Below are 18,985 nucleotides of genomic sequence, written 5' to 3'. Positions count from 1 at the left end.
TACGAACGGCGACGGTGCAGACATCATCGATAAGGAGCGCATTCATGGCTGTTGGTCTTGGTCCTTTGCCAACGTTGCACCCGGTTGCCGGTTTTGAACTCGGTATCGCCTCGGCGGGCATCAAGCGCCCGGGGCGCAAGGATGTCGTGGTCATGCGCTGTGCCGAAGGCTCGACCGTCGCTGGCGTGTTCACCCTGAACGCTTTTTGCGCAGCTCCGGTGATTCTGGCCAAGCAACGCGTGCAAGGCCCGGTGCGCTACCTGCTGACCAACACCGGTAACGCCAACGCCGGCACCGGCGAACCTGGCCTGGCCGCCGCGGAGCGCACCTGCGCCAAACTGGCTGAGTTGACTGGCGTTGATGCAAGCCTGGTGCTGCCGTATTCCACAGGCGTCATCGGTGAGCCGCTGCCGGTAGAGAAAATCGAAGGCGCGCTGCAAGCGGCGCTGGACGATCTGTCGGTCAACAACTGGGAAGCCGCTGCGACCGGCATCATGACCACCGACACCTTGCCAAAAGGTGCCAGTCGCCAGTTCGTACATGATGGCGTGACCATCACTGTGACCGGTATCAGCAAAGGCGCCGGCATGATCCGCCCGAACATGGCAACCATGCTCGGCTACATCGCCACCGACGCCAAAGTGTCGCGTGATGTACTGCAAAACCTGTTGCTGGACGGCGCCAACAAGTCGTTCAACCGCATCACCATCGACGGCGATACGTCGACCAATGACTGCTGCATGCTGATCGCAACCGGTCAGGCAGCGCTGCCGGAAATTACCTCCGCCAGCGGTGAGCTGTTCGGCAAGCTCAAACAGGCGGTGTTCGAAGTCTGCATGGACGTGGCTCAGGCCATCGTGCGCGACGGCGAAGGCGCGACCAAATTCGTGACCGTTGAAGTCAACGGCGGCGGCAATCACCAGGAATGCCTGGACGTCGGTTATACCGTGGCGCACTCGCCATTGATCAAGACCGCGCTGTTCGCCTCCGACCCGAACTGGGGCCGTATCCTGGCTGCCGTGGGCCGTGCCGGCGTGCCGAATCTGGACGTGAGCAAGATCGACGTGTTCCTTGGCGACGTATGCATCGCCAGTCGTGGCGCGCGTGCGGCGACCTACACCGAAGCCCAGGGCGCGGCGGTGATGCAGCAGGAAGAAATCACCATCCGTATCGAGCTGGGTCGCGGCGATTGCAGCGAAACCATCTGGACCACCGACCTGTCCCACGAATACGTGAAGATCAACGCCGAGTACCGTACTTAAAAGTCAGGACCGAGTTGCTGCAATCGCGGGCAAGCTCGCTCCCACAGGTTTTCCGCCTTACACAACATCTGTGTTCACTGGAGATTCACTGTGGGAGCGGGCTTGCTCGCGATGACGGCCTGTCAGACTCCAACGATTAAAGAAAAGGCGCCAAACCATGAGCCTGCACCTGATCATCGGCGACAAACTCTATTCCTCCTGGTCCCTTCGCGGCGCCCTGGCACTCGAGCTGAGCGGCGCTGCCTACACTGAAGAACTGATCAAGCTGGGTCAGCCGGACACCCGTGAACGCCTGCTCAAGCATTCGCCGACCGGCAAGGTCCCGCTGCTGAAAACCAAACACGGCACCATCGCCGATTCATTGGCAATCGGGGAGTATCTGGCCGAGCAATTTCCCGATGCCGGTCTCTGGCCCAAGGACATTGCTGCCCGTGCCCAGGCCCGTTCTGCCTGTGCCCAGATGCACAGCGGCTTCTTCGCCTTGCGCGGCAACATGCCCTTCGACCTGACCCGCAATGCGCCGCTGGCCTCGACGCCGCCAGATGTTCAGGCGGACATCGAACGCATGCTGGCGCTGTGGGCAGAGTGCCGGGCGGTCGCCACCGAAACCGGTCCGTTCCTGTTCGGCGCTGCGACGTTGGCTGACGCGTTCTTCGCGCCGATTGCCGTGCGCCTGCGCACCTATCAGGTGAAGTTGCCGGCTGATGCCGCCGCTTATGTCGAAACCATTTACCAGTGGCCGGCCTTCAAGGCCTGGCACACGGCGGGTCTTGAGGAGGTCGGACAGTGAAACGAGTCCATGTAGCCGCAGCGGTCATCCGTGACGGCGCCGGCAAGATACTGATCGCCCGCCGCGCCGACACCCAGCACCAGGGGGGTCTATGGGAATTTCCCGGTGGCAAGGTCGAGGCCGACGAGTCCGTTGAAACAGCACTGGCTCGCGAGCTTCACGAAGAGCTGGGCATTGTCGTCAATGCAGCGCGACCGCTGATCAAGGTTCAACACGATTACCCGGACAAGCAGGTGTTGCTGGATGTCTGGGAAGTGTCGGCATTCAGCGGCGAACCTCACGGGGCCGAGGGCCAGCCCCTGGCGTGGGTGGCGCCCCGTGACCTGACGGATTATGAATTTCCTGCGGCCAACCAGCCGATTGTCGCGGCTGCACGTTTGCCGGCGCAGTACCTGATTACTCCGCAAGACCTGGAAACCCCGGCCTTGCTACGGGGTATTCAGAAAGCCATCGCCGGTGGTATCAAGCTGATCCAGCTGCGGGCACCCAACGGCTACGACCCGAAGTACCGCGATCTGGCGGTGGATGCAGCGGGGCTGTGCGCCGGTAAAGCGCAGTTGATGATCAAGGGACCGTTCGAGTGGCTCGGGGATTTCCCGTCCGCGGGCTGGCACATCACCGCTGCGCAATTGCGTAAATACGCGGCGGCGGGCCGACCGCTGCCAGCCTCGCGCTGGTTGGCGGCGTCTTGTCATAACGCTGAAGAGCTGGCGCTGGCCGAACAGATGGGCGTGGATTTCGTCACGTTGTCGCCGGTGCAGCCGACCCAGACTCACCCGGATGCACAGCCACTGGGCTGGGAGCAGGCTTCGAGCTTGATCGAGGGCTTCAGCAAACCGGTGTTCCTGCTCGGTGGTGTCGGGCCGGCTGAACTTGAGAAGGCCTGGACGGCAGGGGCCCAGGGTGTGGCGGGGATTCGGGCGTTTTGGCCTGATTCTTTGGTGTAGCGACTGGCCTTATCGCGGGCAAGCCCGCTCCCACAGTTGATCGCGTTCCTACTGGAAGAATCCGGTCACTGTGGGAGCGGGCTTGCCCGCGATAAGGCCTGACAGACGCCGACTAAACCTGAGGTTTCACCGCCGCCTGCCAAAGAATTTCAGCAACTCCCTGCCGCTTGGCAATCAGCCTCGCCGCTACAAACAGCAAATCCGACAGCCGATTGATATACGCCAGGCCAACCCCGGCCAACGGTTCAACCGCGTTCAAATGCTGACATCGCCGCTCGGCACTGCGGGCCAGGCTACGGCAGACGTGGGCCTGAGCGATCAGCGCCGAGCCACCCGGCAAGATAAAATTCTCCAGGGGCCCCAGCTCTTCGTTCCACCTATCAATGGCCGCTTCCAGCCGTTCTATTTCCGCTGCCGTCAGTGCCTGATACACCGGCATCGCCAGTTCACCGCCGAGGTCGAACAACCGATGCTGACACGGCGCCAGTACGTCTATCAGTTCATTCAAACCAGCACACCGGTCAGCTTCCGCGGCCAGCCCGGCCAACAACACGCCCACCTGACTGTTGAGCGTATCCACCTCGCCAATCGCCTCGATGCGCGGATGGTCCTTCGGTACGCGGCGGCCATCGCCGAGGCCGGTTTCGCCTTTGTCGCCGGTGCGGGTGTAAATCTTCGACAAGCGAAAGCCCATGATTACCTCGGTAGCTGATTGAGTTCTTGAGAGACGAGCGGCGTCGGTGTGCTGGTCAGGGGCAGGCGCAGGGTGAAGCAGGTGCCCAGTCCCTGAGTCGATTGCACTTCCATCTGGCCCTTGTGATTGTTGGTGATGATGAAATACGACACCGACAGCCCAAGGCCGGTGCCCTGGCCGATTTCCTTGGTGGTGAAGAACGGCTCGAAAGTGCGCTTGCGCACGTTTTCGCTCATGCCGATGCCGTTGTCTTCGACCTGGATCTCCGCCCACGGTGGATTGAGTTTGGTGCGCAGGATGATCCGTCCCGGTTCACTGTCATCCTCACGCTGGTGAATGGCCTGGGCGGCGTTTTTCAGCAAGTTGAGCAGCACTTGTTCAAGTTCGTTGGCTGTACCGGGCACCGGCCCCAACGCCGGGTCGAACTGTCGAATGATCGCCTGCCCCTTGAAGTCGAAACCGATGGCCAGATCGAAGTCATTACCGGCGATATCCACTGCTTGATCAATCAGTGCCGGAAGGTCGCATGGCGCCATTTGCCGGGTGCTGCGACGGCTGAAACTGAGCATGTGGGTGACAATCTTCGCCGCACGCGCACCGGCCTGCTGGATGCCATCGAGCAATTGCGGCACCTCGCGACCTTTCAGGTAGCGATTGACCACATCCAGTTCGATCCCCAGTTGCTCAGCGGTTTCGAGGTTTTTCGGCAGGTCCGGGGATAGCCGGCGACGGATGTTCTGAACGTTGTGCAGGATCGCCCCCAGCGGGTTGTTGATCTCATGGGCCATGCCGGCGGCGAGGCCACCGACCGAGAGCATCTTTTCCGACTGCACCATCATTTCTTCCAGGGACAGACGCTGGGTGATGTCGTCGATACGGATCACCACGCCGCGTCCGGCGCCGCCCATCAGTGGGTAGAAGGTCAGGGCGTAATGCTTGGGCTCGTCATCCTTGAACCAGGTCACCCGTTCGATCTTGGCCACCGTGTGTTCTTCGACGGTTTGCTTGAGCTGCGGCAAAAATGGCTTGAGCGGCTCGAACGCGAGGAATATCGGCTGGTTCAGGGCTTCATCCAGACGCGTGCCGGACAGTGCACTGGCTTCCTGATTCCACTGCGTCACGTAGAGCTGTTCGTCGAGGGCGATCAGCGCCGAGGGCATGGAGTCGATGATGCTGTTGAGGTAGTTCTGGAAGCCGGTGAGTTTTTTCTCGATCTTGCTGCGCACCTGGACTTCCAGTTCCAGCTTGCGGTTGGTGTGGCGGGTTTCTTCGGCCAGCCCCTGAGCCTGGTCGTAGGCGGCCTCGGAGTCATCGCGGGCGCGTTTGAGCTGCTGCTCCCGGGCCTCGATGCGCGAGAGCATGGTGTTGAAGGCTTCGGCGAGGCTGCCGATTTCGTCATGGTTGCCCTTCGAGGCGCGCAGGGCGTAGTTCTCTTCGCGGGTAACCTGGCGTGACAACTCTTCGAGTTCATGGATCGGCCGGGTGATCAGGCGTTTGATCTGCCGGGCAATCACCAGCCATAACAGCACGCTGAAAATCAGGATCCCCAGGCTTGCGGTCAGGGTGCCGGTGTAGAACGCCATCGGCAGTTCGCTGCTGGCCACCAGCAGCAGGTGGCCCGGCTGAGTGCCGGGGCGGGGCAGGGTGATCACCTGATTGCTGCGAAATTCGGTGGCCTGCCAGGCATCGAGGTGCCGGAAGTGGTCGGGCAGTTTCAGTTTGTCACCGTGTTGCAACTGCGCCATGCGCTGGCCATTGCCGTCATACAGTGCAGCCGCACGCAGCGGTGAATAGCTGCTGATTTCGTTGAGCAGACGGTCGGCGTTTTGTGGCGATTGCAGGGCATCACCGATCAGGCTCGGATTGGACACCAGCCGGCCGATGGTTTGCAGGGCCTGGGGCGCCATGGCTTCCTGGGAGATGTAGTACGCCGCGCTGATAAAAGTCAGGTTGGCGACTAGCAGGACGGTGGTCAGTAGCACCAGCAGGGCGGCCAGCAGTTTCTGGCCGACTGGCAGGTTTTCAAGGCGCTGGCGCAATGGCATCAGGTTCGTCGCTGAAAAGGAACAAGTGGCCAGCGTAGCCGCTGCTCAGTCGCTGGGCAATCCAAGGCTGTGCAGGCGGGCGATCAGACGCTGCTGCAATTGATTGAGATGGGGCAGATTCAGTTGATGCCGTGCGGCCACTTTGCAGGCGTGCCCCAGCAAATAGCTGATTTCGGTACGGCGTTGGCTGGCGACGTCCTGGTACATCGACGAGTAGTTGGAGGCGGTGGCCTGAATCACGCGTTCAACTTCCGGTTGCAGGTCTTCGGCAGCGGCCGGTTGCCCGCAGTGCTGTAGCAGTTCGCCCAGCTCAAGGCACAAGGTTGCAACTTCGCAGTGGTGCTGCTGCAACCCGCCGTTACGGCAATCGTGCAGGACCGTCAGTGGGTTGATCGCACAGTTGAGCGCCAGTTTGCGCCACAGCCGGGTCAGGATGTCGGTACTCCACTCATGGGGAATGCCCGCCGCCTGCAAATCATCAAGCCAGATGGGCGCTACCGGATGGGCAGCATCTCCCAGCCAGGTGTAACCGTGGCCAGCGAATACCACGCGCCAGGCGCCATCGCGAAAGGCGCCTTCGGTACTGGAGGCAAAAATGCACCGTGCCTGGGGCGCTTGCGCGGCAACCGCGTCCTGACTGCCAAGGCCGTTTTGCAGCAGGATCAGCTCGGCGCCAGGCACCAGGCGCGGCAACAATTGAGCCACCGCCTGTTCAGCATCGTAGGCTTTGCATGCCACCAACAGGCGATGGATCGGTTCGCTGCTGTCGGGTGTTTCGCCGGGCACGGGATAAAGCCGCGCGTCGCCGTGTTCCACCAGGGTCAATCCGCCAGCGGCCTGATAAGCCTGCAAGCGCGCGGTGTCCCGCAAAATCAGCCTGACCGGCACGCCCGCCCGTGCCAGACGAGCCGCCCATAAGGTGCCAAGACTGCCGGCACCCAGCACATGCCAGGGAGTGGACATCAGTTTTTTACTCGGTTTGAGGCTGGCATGCGCGGCTCGCCGTATTGGTAGGGAAAGACCCGTTATAATGAGCCCGATTTTAACCGCAAGCCAAGCGCGCTCCATCGCTATCGAGCGCGCCTTTTTATTGGAGAGATTACATGCCGTCGTTCGACGTGGTATCCGAACTGGACAAACACGAAGTCACCAACGCGGTCGAGAACGCCGTGAAGGAACTCGATCGTCGCTATGACCTGAAAGGCAAAGGCACTTTCGAGTTCAAGGAAAAGGACCTGACCGTCAACCTGACCGCCGAGGCTGACTACCAGCTCGAGGCGATGATCGAGATCCTCAAGCTGGCCCTGGTCAAGCGCAAGATCGACGTACAGTGCCTTGAGGTCAAGGATTCCTATGCCTCGGGCAAACTGATGAAGCAGGAAGCGGTTCTCAAGGAAGGCATCGACAAAGAGCTGGCGAAGAAAATCGTCGCTCACGTCAAGGACGCCAAGCTCAAGGTCCAGGCCGCCATCCAGGGCGAGCAGGTGCGCATTACCGGCAAGAAGCGTGACGATTTGCAGGAAGCCATCGCGGCCTTGCGCGCCAAGACCTTCGACATGCCGCTGCAGTTCAATAACTTCCGCGACTGACCACTTAAAGCGGGAACCTCCTGGCGTTTTCGGCGTCCGAGGCCCAAGCAATGGCAGAAACGATTGAGCCTCATGGAGGACGGTCTTTTCTGCCGCTCATTTTTCGCGTGCCGGGTAGCCGGAAATCAGGAGAACGTAGATGGATTTGAATGCTGAAGTGGATAGTCTGGTCAAGGCGTCTCAAGCCTGGATTCCGATGATCATGGAATATGGCAGCCGCGTGTTGCTGGCGGTCATCACCCTGGCCATCGGCTGGTGGTTGATCAACAAGCTCACGCAAAAGCTCGGTGGCCTGTTGGCGCTGCGCAATGCCGACCTGGCGCTTCAAGGTTTTATCAGCAGCCTGGCGAACATCATTCTCAAGGTGCTGCTGATTGTCAGCGTGGCCTCGATGATTGGTGTGGAAACCACCTCGTTCGTGGCCGCTATCGGTGCTGCCGGTCTGGCCATTGGCCTGGCTTTGCAGGGCAGCCTGGCGAATTTCGCTGGCGGCGTGTTGATTCTGCTGTTCCGCCCGTTCCGTATCGGTGACTGGATCGAAGCTCAGGGCACGGCCGGCACTGTCGACAGCATTCAGATCTTTCACACAATCCTGCGCACAGGCGACAACAAGACAGTCATCGTGCCTAACGGTGTGTTGTCCAACGGCATCATCACCAACACCAACCGTCAGCCGACTCGTAAAGTCGTGTTTGATGTGGGTGTGGATTACGAGGCGGACTTGCAGAAGGCCCGTGAAGTATTGCTGGAGCTGGCCAAGGACTCGCGCATCATGACCGAGCCTGCGCCACAGGCTGTTATTTCGACCCTGGGCGACAGTTCGATTACTGTTTCCCTGCGGGTATGGGTCAAGACGGCGGACTATTGGGATGTAATGTTCCTGTTCAACGAACAGTCTCGTAATCGTTTGAAGACCGCGGGTATTGAAATTCCGTTTCCACAGCGGGTCGTTCGTATGGTTCAGGATGCGGCGGTAAAGTGATGGCTTGATTGGCATGGCTGACTCTTTGGGTCAGTCATGTTTGATAGCAAGCTAATTATCTAGGCGCATTATCGCAGACAATAAAAAAGGCCCATCCGAAGATGGGCCTTTTTTTATGCTGACAAACTTTAACCAGTGACGATTAGAGGATGTTCAGTGGGTACTCGGTGATCAGGCGGAACTCGTCGATGTTGCCTTCAGCCTGGTCGGTGTTACCTCTGTGCCATGCTTGACGGATACGGAAGGACAGATCTTTGGCTGGGCCGGACTGAACAACGTACTTGGCTTCCAGGTTGGTTTCGCGGTGTCTGCCATCTTCGCCGTAGCCGTATGCACGGTATGGGCTGTCGGCGGCCATTTTGGTGCCGTCGATGTCCCAACCATAAGCATAACGAGCCATGAAGCTCAGGCCTGGTACGCCGTATTCGGCCATTTTCAAGTCATAACGAGCTTGTACGGATTTCTCGCCAGGACCGTTGAAGTCGGAATACTGGATGGAGTTGGCGAGGAAGATCGAGTCGCCACCCTTGTTGTTCTTGCCTACACCGATGTAGTCGAACGGTGTATCACCATTAACCTTCTGGAAAGCCAGGGTAACGGTGTGTGCTTTCAGGAACGAGAAAGCGGTAGCCAGGGAGAACGCGGTGTTGCTGATGTCACCAGCCAGCGCGCTACCGGTATCGGTAGTGCGATAGATGTTGAAGTCAGTGTTCAACGACTGATCGCCACCCATTGGCAGGGTGTAGTTCACGTTGGCGTAGTACTGGTTCCAGATGTCTTCCAGTTTTGCGCCATACAGCGATGCGGTCAGGTTTTCGTTGATGGCGTATTTGCCACCGACGAAGTCGATGCTCTTGGCTTCCACGTTTGCATAGGTCGCCCACAGGCCGCCGTCACGGGCGTTGCTGTTCTGGCTGGTCGACGAGGTGAAGTGGCCGGCTTCGAGGTCAAGGTCTTTGACTTCGCTGCTCTGCAGTTGGAAACCGCTGGCAGTCTGAGGCAACAGACGGGAGCCGCCTACAGCAAATACCGGAGCGGTAGTTGGCTGCATGTCGCCGATTTTCAGTTCGGTTTTGGAGATGCGGAATTTAACAGCGGCGCCGGCTTTACCCTGGCTGTCGTTGTTTTTGCCGTCAGCACCCACACTCAGGTTGCCCGAACCTGCGTACTTGTCTTCGCCGTCCAGTTTGACTGCCAGGTAACCGAAGGCATCAATACCAACGCCGACCGTACCTTGGGTGAAGCCGGAGTTGAAGTTGCCCAGGAAGCCTTGAGTCCAGTCTTTCTGGTCGTTGGCGCCGTCTCTTTTGTTACGGTTGAAGTAGTAGTTGCGAAGCAGCAGGTTTGCCGTGCTGTCTTCAACAAAACCCTTGGCTTCGGACTGGTCGCTTACAAAAGGTGCGGCCGTAGCTAACTGAGTACTGGCTGCCGCTGAAACGGCCAGTGCGATCATGCTCCACTTCATCACGCGCATCGTGATTTGCTCCTTTGGTTTTTAGAAGAGTACTGCCGTCCCACCTGTTTTATTATCTGGGCGGCTCTTTCTTTTTGTGTCGGCGCAAAGTTATATCACGCAGACAATGTTGGCGATACTTGCGCTTCTAACCTTTCAGCTTCTTTACGACGGTGTCGTGAATGACTGGGTAGAGGTCGCAAATTGACTGCCCCGACGCAACCGAATTGACAACTTTTGACGTTGTTTTTCAAGGCTTGAGCGTCGGTAAAAAGAGTCCCTGGTGAAACGTTTGAATCTCCATCGGGCAACCCTGCCGCTGTTTTTATTGCCTCTACGGTAGCCACATCCGGTGGCGCCCTTAAAAGCGATGTGAGTGTGAATGCAACAAGCGTGCACAAATCAGAAAATTGTTGCCTATTTTTTCCGAGAGCCTGCTGGTTGCCGTAAAAACCTCATAAAACCGGGGCTTACAAGCGAGTTCTGATGACGCTTGACGCCATGATTTACATTGTGTTGCGGTCCTGAGTCAAAAGCGTGACAACCCAAAACGTTACCGGTTCACCCCAAAAAGTGAGTAATTGGCGGATACCTGACCGACAGAGCGTAGACGCGCTGTGCGGTTTTGGTGCAAAAAATTTCATTTGCTGTACTGAATTCATACAGTGCGGCGGATCACCTGCATCGAACGATAGCCAGTTCTGAGCACATCTCAGTGATTCGGGTCAGTGTTACGGTGCCGTATTGGTGCGATCGTCATTGAAATGTCTCATGTTGGCGCGTCGGTTCGCCGTGAAGCCGTTGGCATTCGCAGGTATGCTGCAGGCCTGTCGCTGGCGCGGCCTCGGTTGAGGGGCGCCAAGCTGAAAATGATGAAACAGGCGGGAGTGCACACAGTGTTCGCTTTAGATCCACGACTTCAACAAGACACGTTACCGATCGGGGACTTCCCTCTCTGTCGGTTGCTGTTGTCCAACGATTCAAATTACCCCTGGTTCATCCTGGTGCCGCGCCGCGACGATATCAGCGAGTTGTTTCAGTTGGATGTCGCCGATCAACAGCAGTTGTGGCAGGAGACGACTGCGCTCGCGGAGTTGCTCAAGGATTCATTCGATGCCGACAAGTTGAATGTCGCGACCTTGGGCAATGTGGTGAGCCAGTTACACATGCATGTGATCGTGCGCAGGCGCGACGACGCCGCCTGGCCTGCGCCAGTCTGGGGCAAACACCCGGCCAAGCCGTACAGTGTCGAGCAGGTCGCGGTGATTCGCGAGCGCTTGCGGCGGGTCCTGACCGATGAATTCACGTTTCTGGAGGGCTGATCATGAGCCTGGAAGAGCGGGTTAACGATCTGGAAAGCCGGCTGGCGTTCCAGGACGACACCATCCAGTCGCTGAACGATGTACTGGTGGTTCAGCAGCGGGTCGTCGAGCGTCTGCAGTTACAAATGGCTGCCCTGTTGCGGCGCCAGGAGGAGATGGTCGGCCAGTTCGAATCCTCGGAAGAAGAGGCTCCACCACCGCATTACTGAAATCGGCCTCGGCAAATACAGGCCATAAAAAACCGCGAACAGCCTGGCTGCTCGCGGTTTTTTTTGTCGCTGGAATCAGCGGCGGGGCAGTGCTGCGATCACATCTTCGGCTTGCAGGCCTTTGTCACGATTCATGACAGAGAACTCAACGCGCTGGCCTTCGACCAGAACACGATGACCTTCGCCGCGGATGGCCCGGAAGTGCACGAAAATATCGTCACCGGAATCGCGGGAAATGAAGCCGAAGCCTTTGGAGGTGTTGAACCACTTGACGGTGCCGGTATCGCGGTTGGTCATGTCGTAGCTTGGCGACGCGGCGGCCGGTGAAGATTTGTAGAAGCTGACAGCCAGGTGCAGCAGAACGGCAACCAGGGTCACCATCAGGCTGAACAGCACCGCAGGTTGACCGGCGATAACCGGCATCGGTGCGAGCAGTGTCAGGGTTTGCAGTACCACTGCCAGGACCAGCAGGGCGCTGACCAGGTTTTGCAGCTGGTGGCGTGGGCCTTTGTTCCAGTACGGAATAACCGGAGCGAGGGTGAGGTTGAGCAGGCCGAAAAAGGCCAGGTAAAGTGCATCGGGTTGTTGCAGGTAAGGAACAGCTTCGGATCGCAAGCTAGGGATGAAGGACAACAGCAAGGCTGCTGCGCCCATTAGCAGGTGGACGATTTTCAACATTTTGATTGACTCACGTTAAGACGGATCACAAGGAAGAGCTGATTGAGTGCGGTTCGCTTCGGAACAAATAAGAGGCGTTGGACACGTACCCGCTATCAGCCTATGCGCGATGTCCCGAAAACCAGGGGCGTAGCGACACACTGCCTATTTAACAGTAAAGCCGGCAGCTACTCAAATCAGGGCGTCCGGTGGTGGCGATATGGTCGATTTGTCGCAGGTGCATGGGGTAATCAGGGCTGCAGGGCGAGGGGAGCCTTGCTACAGTGGTCCTGCACCTGTTGGATGAATTTCATCGCCTTTAGGGGGTAAACATGGCAATCGATATCGGTATCAGTGAAGAGGATCGCAAGTCCATCGTTGACGGGCTGTCGCGTCTGCTGTCGGACACCTATGTGCTTTATCTGAAAACCCATAACTTTCACTGGAACGTCACGGGGCCGATGTTTCGCACGCTCCACCTGATGTTCGAGGAGCAATACAACGAGCTGGCCCTGGCGGTCGATTCAATAGCTGAGCGTATCCGTGCGCTGGGTTTTCCGGCGCCCGGCGCCTATTCCGTTTACGCGCGGCTTTCTTCTATCAAGGAAGAGTCGGGGGTGCCCGTTGCCGAAGACATGATCCGGCAACTGGTTGAGGGTCAGGAGGCGGTTACCCGCACCGCACGCGGGATCTTCCCGCTGCTGGACAAGGTCAGTGACGAACCGACCGCCGATCTGCTGACCCAGCGTATGCAAGTCCATGAAAAAACCGCGTGGATGCTGCGTTCGCTGCTGGACCACTAACCCAAGTAGAGGCGCGAATGGCGCCTGTGGCAGCCTTCGCGCATTTTTGTGTGTGTCGCGTTACTTTCAAGCCACGAAAAAGTTCTCGCTGATGTAGGAAATGCTCCGTCCTAGGACGCTGTCCAGGTTCCTCTTGGTGCTGTTGGCTTATCCTACGCAGACGGTCATAAAGTCGTCTGGATATAACTTTGTGTCTGCGCTTTTATAAGGAAACAGGAGGTTGCTCTTTATAAAAAGCAAAGACGGCAAAGGAGTGTCGAGCGTATGGAGTATGGAGAAAGGAGAAGCGAGTGGACGTCCGGCTCGCATCATGATGTAAGAATTGATCCGTTTGTCAGCGAGTTCGACATGGGGCTGGCGCAGCCTTTGTCGCGGTCGGTGCGCTTGAACGGCTATGCGACCTGTCTGCGGCTTGAACAGGTCTACTGGAACATCCTGACTGACATGGCGCGGGAAAACTGCTGTTCAGTCAGCGCCCTGTTGTCCCATGTGGACCGAGAGGTGCACCTGCGTCACGGCGGGGTGAAGAATTTCAGCGGGTTGGTGCGGGTTGTGTGCGTTGTGCACAGCCAGAAATAGCGCGCGACCGTCGCCATGACGCATGAGCGGGGCCGCGGATCGAGTGCGGCACCGGCCTGTGCAGTCTTACGGCTGCACAGGCCGCATTTAATGGATATAATCCCGCTCTTTGCCGCAAAACCCAGCGTGTGCGGTAGCAATCTGATCGCCGAGACAACCCCATGCCGATGTACGACTATCAATGTGCTTCCTGTGGTCATCAGTTGGAAGCCATTCAAAAGATCAGCGCAGCACCGCTGGTCGACTGCCCCGCCTGCCAGGCGCCAGAGCTTAAAAAGATGCTGTCCATGCCGGGTTTCCGCCTCAGCGGCACCGGCTGGTATGAAACCGACTTCAAGACCGGTTCCAAGAAGAATCTGGCCGGCGGCGACAAGGCTGACTAAGGTCTGGAACCTGAGTTGAACGATACGCGCGAGTTCTTGCATCATCTTGCACCTTTATAAAGGTCAGGCTGTACGCAAGGCCTCCAACCGAATTTCGAATTACGAGAAGCGAACCACTACCATGATGCGCAGCCATTATTGCGGCCAACTGAACGAAAGCCTGGAAGGCCAGGAAATTACCCTTTGCGGATGGGTTCACCGTCGCCGTGACCACGGCGGGGTGATCTTCCTCGATATCCGTGATCGTGACGGTCTGGCCCAGGTGGTGTTCGATCCGGATCGCGCCGAGAGCTTCGCCGCCGCCGATCGCGTGCGCAGCGAGTACGTCGTGAAAATCACCGGCAAGGTTCGCCTGCGTCCGGCCGGTGCCACCAACGCCAACATGGCGTCGGGCATGATCGAAGTCCTGGGCTACGAACTGGAAGTGCTGAACGAGTCGGAAACACCGCCGTTCCCGTTGAACGAGTTCTCCGACGTTGGTGAAGAAACACGCCTGCGTTACCGCTTCCTCGACCTGCGTCGCCCGGAAATGGCCGAGAAGCTGCGCCTGCGTTCGCGCATGACCACCAGCATCCGTCGCTTCCTGGACGAGAACGGCTTCCTCGACGTCGAGACGCCGATCCTGACCCGTGCTACCCCGGAAGGCGCCCGTGACTACCTGGTGCCTAGCCGTACCCACGCCGGTTCGTTCTTCGCCTTGCCGCAATCGCCGCAGCTGTTCAAGCAACTGCTGATGGTGGCCGGCTTCGACCGTTACTACCAGATCGCCAAGTGCTTCCGTGACGAAGACCTGCGGGCCGACCGCCAGCCGGAATTCACCCAGATCGACATCGAGACCAGCTTCCTCGATGAAAAAGAGATCATGGGCATCACCGAACAGATGATCCGCAACCTGTTCAAGGAAGTGCTGGACCTGGAATTCGGTGAGTTCCCGCACATGACCTTCGAAGAAGCCATGCGCCGTTACGGTTCCGACAAGCCAGACCTGCGTAACCCGCTGGAACTGGTTGACGTTGCCGATCAGCTCAAGGAAGTCGACTTCAAGGTGTTCAGCGGCCCGGCCAACGACCCGAAATGCCGCATTGCCGCCTTGCGTGTTCCAGGCGCCGCGAGCATGCCACGCAAGCAGATCGACGATTACACCAAGTTCGTTGGCATCTACGGTGCCAAGGGTCTGGCGTACATCAAGGTCAACGAGCGCGCCAAAGGCGTTGAAGGCCTGCAGTCGCCAATCGTCAAGAACATCCCTGAAGCCAACCTCAACGTGATCCTTGATCGCGTTGGTGCGGTCGATGGCGACATCGTGTTCTTCGGTGCCGACAAGTCGAAGATCGTCAGCGAAGCGCTGGGTGCACTGCGGATCAAGGTCGGCAACGACCTGAACCTGCTGACCTGCAAGTGGGCGCCAATGTGGGTTGTCGACTTCCCGATGTTCGAAGAAAACGACGACGGCAGCTTCAGCGCCCTGCATCACCCGTTCACTGCGCCGAAATGCACGCCGCAAGAACTGGAAGCCAGCCCGGCGACGGCTTTGTCCCGTGCCTACGACATGGTGCTGAACGGCACCGAGCTGGGTGGCGGTTCGATCCGTATTCACCGCAAGGAAATGCAGCAATCGGTCTTCCGCCTGCTGGGTATCAATGAAGCGGAACAGGAAGAGAAATTCGGCTTCCTGCTCGACGCCCTGAAATACGGCGCACCACCACACGGCGGCCTGGCCTTCGGCCTTGATCGTCTGGTAATGCTGATGACCGGTGCCCAGTCGATTCGTGAAGTGATTGCCTTCCCGAAAACCCAAAGTGCTGCCGATGTCATGACGCAAGCGCCGGGTGTGGTGGATGCCAAGGCATTGCGCGAACTGCACATCCGTCTGCGCGAAACACCAAAGGCTGAGTAAATCAGTCCTTGCAGGCGCATCTTCGGATGCGCCTTTTTCATTGGCTGGTCGATATTTTTTGTTTGCCGGCCGGCGCGTCATGGCGCAGCGGGCAATGTTTCAAAGAGAATTCGGAGCGAGTTATGGCGGGTCATTCCAAGTGGGCGAACATCAAGCACCGCAAAGAACGTCAGGATGCCAAGAAGGGCAAGATTTTCACCAAGTGGATTCGTGAGCTGACCGTTGCGGCTCGTCAGGGAGGCGGTGATCCCGGCTCCAACCCGCGCCTGCGTCTGGCGCTGGACAAGGCCCTTGGCGCGAACATGAGCCGCGACATCATTGATCGCGCGGTCGCTCGCGGTGCCGGTGCTGCCGACACCGATGACATGGTCGAACTGAGCTACGAAGGCTATGGCCCGGGTGGCGTGGCGGTGATGGTCGAATGCATGACCGATAACCGCAACCGCACGGCCGCGGCTGTGCGCCATGCGTTCAGCAAGTGCGGCGGCAACCTCGGTACTGATGGTTCGGTGGCGTATCTGTTCGAGCGCAAGGGGCAGATTTCCTTCGCGCCGGGCGTGGACGAAGACGCGCTGATGGAAGCCGCCATGGAAGCCGATGCCGACGACGTGGTCACCCACGAAGACGGCTCCATTGACGTATTTACCTCGTTTGCCGGTTTCTATTCCGTGCGTAACGCGCTGGAAGAGGCCGGTTTCAAGGGGGATGATGCGCAAATCGTGATGCTGCCGACCACCAGTGCCGAACTGGACCTGGAAGGCGCCGAGAAGGTGTTGAAGCTGATCGACATGCTGGAAGACCTGGATGACGTGCAAAACGTCTACTCCAACGCGGATATTCCGGAGTCGGTGGCCGCACAGCTCGGTTAAGGGCGACTAAGATTCAATGTGGGAGCTGGCTTGCCTGCGATGATGGCGTGTCAGGCTACATCATTGTTTGATGTGCCTGCGTTATCGCAGGCAAGCCAGCTCCCACATTTGTTATTCGCTGTATTGAATGTAGTGCTCTTACCTAACCCGCAGGCGTTATGACTTTAATTCTTGGTATCGACCCCGGTTCGCGCATCACCGGTTATGGCGTGGTACGCGATACCGGGCGTGGCTGTGTGTACGTGGCATCGGGGTGCATTCGTACCGGCTCCGGCGAGTTGCACGAACGTCTGCAAATCGTTTATCGCGGCGTGCGCGAAGTGATTCAGACCTATGGTCCGGTCACCATGGGCATCGAAAAAGTCTTCATGGCGCGCAACGCCGATTCGGCACTAAAGCTGGGTCAGGCGCGTGGTGCGGCCATAGTTGCCGGTGCTGAAGAAAGCCTGGAAATTGCCGAATACACCGCGACGCAGGTCAAACAGGCGGTCACCGGTACAGGCGCTGCGAATAAAGAGCAGGTGCAGATGATGGTCATGCACATGTTGAAATTGACCAGCAAACCGCAAATCGATGCGTCCGACGCCCTGGCCATTGCCATTTGTCATGCTCACACCCGCTCCAGCCTGCTGCCGCACGGCTTGGGCACGGCACGTAGTCGTGGCGGACGCCTGCGTCTCTGATAGCATCAGCAATCATTTTTAGCGAATGAGGGGTTTTGCGCCTGTCCTGTCGGCGCATATCCCTTGTTCTGTCTGTCGCTGGCCTCGGGCTGGCCAACGCTCAAGGATCTGAAACGTGATTGGACGCTTGCGCGGCACCCTGGCTGAGAAACAGCCGCCGCACCTGATTCTGGATGTAAACGGTCTGGGTTATGAGCTGGAAGTGCCCATGACCACCCTTTATCGCTTGCCGTCGGTCGGTGAACCGCTGACCTTGCACACCCATTTGGTCGTACGCGAGGACGCGCAGTTACTCTATGGCTTTGCCAGCAAGCGTGAGCGAGACTTTTTCCGTGAGCTGATTCGTCTCAACGGTGTCGGACCGAAACTGGCGCTGGCCTTGATGTCGAGCCTGGAAGTCGACGAACTGGTGCGTTGCGTGCAGTCTCAGGACACCTCGGCGCTGACCAAGGTGCCCGGAGTCGGCAAGAAGACCGCCGAGCGTTTGCTGGTGGAACTCAAGGACCGCTTCAAGGCCTGGGAAACCGTGCCGGCGATGTTCGCGCTGGTGCCAAACCAGCCGGGTGGGCCAGACGCGCCTGCCTCGGTGGCCAGCGCCGAAAATGACGCTGTCAGCGCGTTGATCTCCCTGGGCTACAAGCCGCAGGAGGCCAGCAAGGCCATCTCTTCTATCAAGGAGAAAGGCTTGAGCAGTGAAGACCTGATTCGCCGTGCCCTGAAGGGAATGATTTAAGTGATTGAAGCTGATCGTCTGATCGCCGCCGCCCCCGGCCCTCGTGACCGCGAAGAAGTCCAGGACCGGGCAATTCGTCCCGTCAGCCTGGCTGAATACATTGGTCAGCCGACCGTTCGCGAGCAAATGGAGTTGTTCATCCAAGCAGCTCGCGGGCGCAACGAATCCCTGGACCACACCCTGATCTTTGGTCCGCCGGGGCTGGGTAAAACCACCTTGGCCAACATCATTGCCCAGGAAATGGGCGTGTCGATCAAAAGCACCTCGGGTCCGGTGCTGGAACGGCCGGGTGATCTGGCGGCGCTGCTGACCAACCTTGAGCCTCATGATGTGCTGTTCATCGACGAAATCCATCGGCTATCGCCGATAGTCGAGGAAGTGCTGTACCCGGCGATGGAGGACTTCCAGCTCGACATCATGATCGGCGAAGGCCCTGCCGCCCGTTCCATCAAGCTTGATCTGCCGCCGTTTACCCTGGTTGGCGCGACCACTCGTGCCGGCATGCTGACCAACCCGTTGCGTGACCGCTTCGGGATCGTCCAGCGTCTGGAGTTCTACAGCACGGCCGACCTGGCGACGATTGTCAGTCGTTCGGCAAGCATCCTCGGTTTGCCACTGGACCCGGAAGGCGCGTTTGAAATCGCTCGTCGGGCCCGCGGCACACCGCGTATTGCCAACCGTCTGTTGCGCCGGGTTCGGGATTTCGCCGAAGTCCGTGCCAAGGGCCATATCACCAAGCCCATCGCCGATCTGGCGCTGAACCTGCTGGATGTCGACGAACGTGGCTTCGACCACCAGGATCGGCGCTTGCTGTTGACCATGATCGAAAAGTTCGACGGCGGTCCAGTGGGCGTGGACAGCCTCGCAGCGGCCATCAGCGAAGAGCGGCACACGATTGAAGACGTGCTGGAGCCGTACCTGATCCAGCAGGGCTACATCATGCGCACCCCGCGTGGTCGGGTGGTGACCCGGCATGCGTACCTGCATTTTGGTTTAAACATTCCGTCACGAATGGGCGAAATGCCAGTGGTAGACGAGTTTCTCGATGCAGTGGACGATTAATGAGCGTTGCGTTGTGATTTATTCGC

Annotated in this window: 20 protein-coding genes; 15 read left to right on the top strand and 5 right to left on the bottom strand. The window is 58.6% G+C overall.

Going from position 1 to position 18,985, the window contains the following annotated elements; genetic code table 11:
• Nucleotides 1–44: 44 nt before the first annotated feature.
• The 3 genes from argJ (at nt 45) to POF45_RS09345 (ending at nt 2,999) form a co-directional block, all read left to right on the top strand.
• The gene (argJ, locus tag POF45_RS09355; RefSeq protein WP_282315564.1) at nt 45–1,262 is read left to right on the top strand and encodes a bifunctional glutamate N-acetyltransferase/amino-acid acetyltransferase ArgJ; all 1,218 of its coding nucleotides are present in this window, start codon (nt 45–47) and stop codon (nt 1,260–1,262) included.
• Between the two features lie 157 nt (nt 1,263–1,419).
• Nucleotides 1,420–2,052: a glutathione S-transferase family protein gene (locus tag POF45_RS09350; protein WP_282315563.1), complete on the top strand. Its 633-nt coding sequence runs from the start codon at nt 1,420–1,422 to the stop codon at nt 2,050–2,052.
• Nucleotides 2,049–2,999 carry a Nudix family hydrolase gene (locus POF45_RS09345; protein ID WP_282315562.1) on the top strand — a complete coding sequence of 317 codons (951 nt, stop codon included), beginning with the start codon at nt 2,049–2,051 and terminating at the stop codon, nt 2,997–2,999. Before POF45_RS09350 ends, POF45_RS09345 begins: the two co-directional genes overlap by 4 nt.
• A 112-nt stretch (nt 3,000–3,111) precedes the next feature.
• Here the strand turns inward: POF45_RS09345 and POF45_RS09340 are convergent, their stop codons facing one another.
• The 3 genes from POF45_RS09340 to POF45_RS09330 are packed head-to-tail and all read right to left on the bottom strand — an operon-like array spanning nt 3,112 to nt 6,701.
• Nucleotides 3,112–3,693, bottom strand: a complete 582-nt coding sequence (locus POF45_RS09340) for a cob(I)yrinic acid a,c-diamide adenosyltransferase (protein WP_259496075.1) — start codon at nt 3,691–3,693, stop codon at nt 3,112–3,114.
• Nucleotides 3,694–3,695: 2 nt separating this feature from the next.
• Nucleotides 3,696–5,738 carry a sensor histidine kinase gene (locus POF45_RS09335; protein WP_259496073.1) on the bottom strand — a complete coding sequence of 681 codons (2,043 nt, stop codon included), beginning with the start codon at nt 5,736–5,738 and terminating at the stop codon, nt 3,696–3,698.
• Nucleotides 5,739–5,783: 45 nt separating this feature from the next.
• Entirely contained in the window at nt 5,784–6,701 is a 918-nt protein-coding gene (locus POF45_RS09330) for a putative 2-dehydropantoate 2-reductase (RefSeq protein ID WP_259496071.1), read from the bottom strand.
• A 140-nt stretch (nt 6,702–6,841) separates the two neighbouring features.
• On the opposite strand from POF45_RS09330, the gene POF45_RS09325 reads away from it, so the two are divergent.
• Complete coding sequence (locus POF45_RS09325) at nt 6,842–7,327, top strand: YajQ family cyclic di-GMP-binding protein (protein WP_259496069.1); 486 nt, start codon at nt 6,842–6,844, stop codon at nt 7,325–7,327.
• 139 nt (nt 7,328–7,466) lie between these two features.
• Nucleotides 7,467–8,309 carry a mechanosensitive ion channel family protein gene (locus POF45_RS09320; protein WP_259496068.1) on the top strand — a complete coding sequence of 281 codons (843 nt, stop codon included), beginning with the start codon at nt 7,467–7,469 and terminating at the stop codon, nt 8,307–8,309.
• Between the two features lie 142 nt (nt 8,310–8,451).
• Here POF45_RS09320 and POF45_RS09315 read toward each other — a convergent pair whose 3' ends face one another.
• A complete protein-coding gene (locus POF45_RS09315) occupies nt 8,452–9,783 on the bottom strand; it encodes an OprD family porin (RefSeq protein ID WP_259496067.1) in 1,332 nt (443 codons plus the stop codon).
• Between the two features lie 875 nt (nt 9,784–10,658).
• On the opposite strand from POF45_RS09315, the gene POF45_RS09310 reads away from it, so the two are divergent.
• Nucleotides 10,659–11,084 (top strand): HIT family protein, encoded by a 426-nt coding sequence (locus tag POF45_RS09310; RefSeq protein WP_259496066.1) that lies wholly within the window; start codon nt 10,659–10,661, stop codon nt 11,082–11,084.
• A 2-nt stretch (nt 11,085–11,086) separates the two neighbouring features.
• Complete coding sequence (locus POF45_RS09305; RefSeq protein WP_259496065.1) at nt 11,087–11,293, top strand: SlyX family protein; 207 nt, start codon at nt 11,087–11,089, stop codon at nt 11,291–11,293.
• A 75-nt stretch (nt 11,294–11,368) separates the two neighbouring features.
• Here the strand turns inward: POF45_RS09305 and POF45_RS09300 are convergent, their stop codons facing one another.
• The gene (locus POF45_RS09300; protein WP_282315561.1) at nt 11,369–11,971 is read right to left on the bottom strand and encodes a cold-shock protein; all 603 of its coding nucleotides are present in this window, start codon (nt 11,969–11,971) and stop codon (nt 11,369–11,371) included.
• Nucleotides 11,972–12,282: 311 nt separating this feature from the next.
• On the opposite strand from POF45_RS09300, the gene POF45_RS09295 reads away from it, so the two are divergent.
• From POF45_RS09295 to ruvB, 8 genes are all read left to right on the top strand, one after another.
• Nucleotides 12,283–12,753, top strand: a complete 471-nt coding sequence (locus POF45_RS09295) for a Dps family protein (protein ID WP_259496063.1) — start codon at nt 12,283–12,285, stop codon at nt 12,751–12,753.
• Nucleotides 12,754–13,017: 264 nt separating this feature from the next.
• Nucleotides 13,018–13,332 (top strand): ribbon-helix-helix domain-containing protein, encoded by a 315-nt coding sequence (locus POF45_RS09290; RefSeq protein ID WP_259496062.1) that lies wholly within the window; start codon nt 13,018–13,020, stop codon nt 13,330–13,332.
• 161 nt (nt 13,333–13,493) lie between these two features.
• Nucleotides 13,494–13,715, top strand: coding sequence for an FmdB family zinc ribbon protein (locus tag POF45_RS09285; RefSeq protein WP_010457489.1), 222 nt, complete (start codon nt 13,494–13,496; stop codon nt 13,713–13,715).
• Nucleotides 13,716–13,836: 121 nt separating this feature from the next.
• Nucleotides 13,837–15,612, top strand: a complete 1,776-nt coding sequence (aspS, locus tag POF45_RS09280; RefSeq protein ID WP_259496061.1) for an aspartate--tRNA ligase — start codon at nt 13,837–13,839, stop codon at nt 15,610–15,612.
• A 122-nt stretch (nt 15,613–15,734) separates the two neighbouring features.
• Nucleotides 15,735–16,481, top strand: coding sequence for a YebC/PmpR family DNA-binding transcriptional regulator (locus POF45_RS09275; protein WP_259496060.1), 747 nt, complete (start codon nt 15,735–15,737; stop codon nt 16,479–16,481).
• A 158-nt stretch (nt 16,482–16,639) separates the two neighbouring features.
• On the top strand, nt 16,640–17,164 hold the full coding sequence (ruvC, locus tag POF45_RS09270) for a crossover junction endodeoxyribonuclease RuvC (RefSeq protein ID WP_008147379.1): 525 nt from the start codon (nt 16,640–16,642) through the stop codon (nt 17,162–17,164).
• A gap of 115 nt (nt 17,165–17,279) precedes the next feature.
• Nucleotides 17,280–17,897, top strand: coding sequence for a Holliday junction branch migration protein RuvA (gene ruvA, locus POF45_RS09265; protein WP_259496058.1), 618 nt, complete (start codon nt 17,280–17,282; stop codon nt 17,895–17,897).
• Nucleotides 17,898–18,959, top strand: coding sequence for a Holliday junction branch migration DNA helicase RuvB (gene ruvB / locus POF45_RS09260; RefSeq protein WP_259496057.1), 1,062 nt, complete (start codon nt 17,898–17,900; stop codon nt 18,957–18,959).
• The last annotated feature ends 26 nt before the right edge of the window (nt 18,960–18,985 follow it).

The sequence above is a fragment of the Pseudomonas fungipugnans genome (assembly GCF_029955235.1).
Classification (GTDB): Bacteria; Pseudomonadota; Gammaproteobacteria; order Pseudomonadales; family Pseudomonadaceae; genus Aquipseudomonas; species Aquipseudomonas fungipugnans.
Note: the sequence above shows the minus strand (reverse complement) of the source record. Positions and strands in the feature narration are given on the sequence as shown.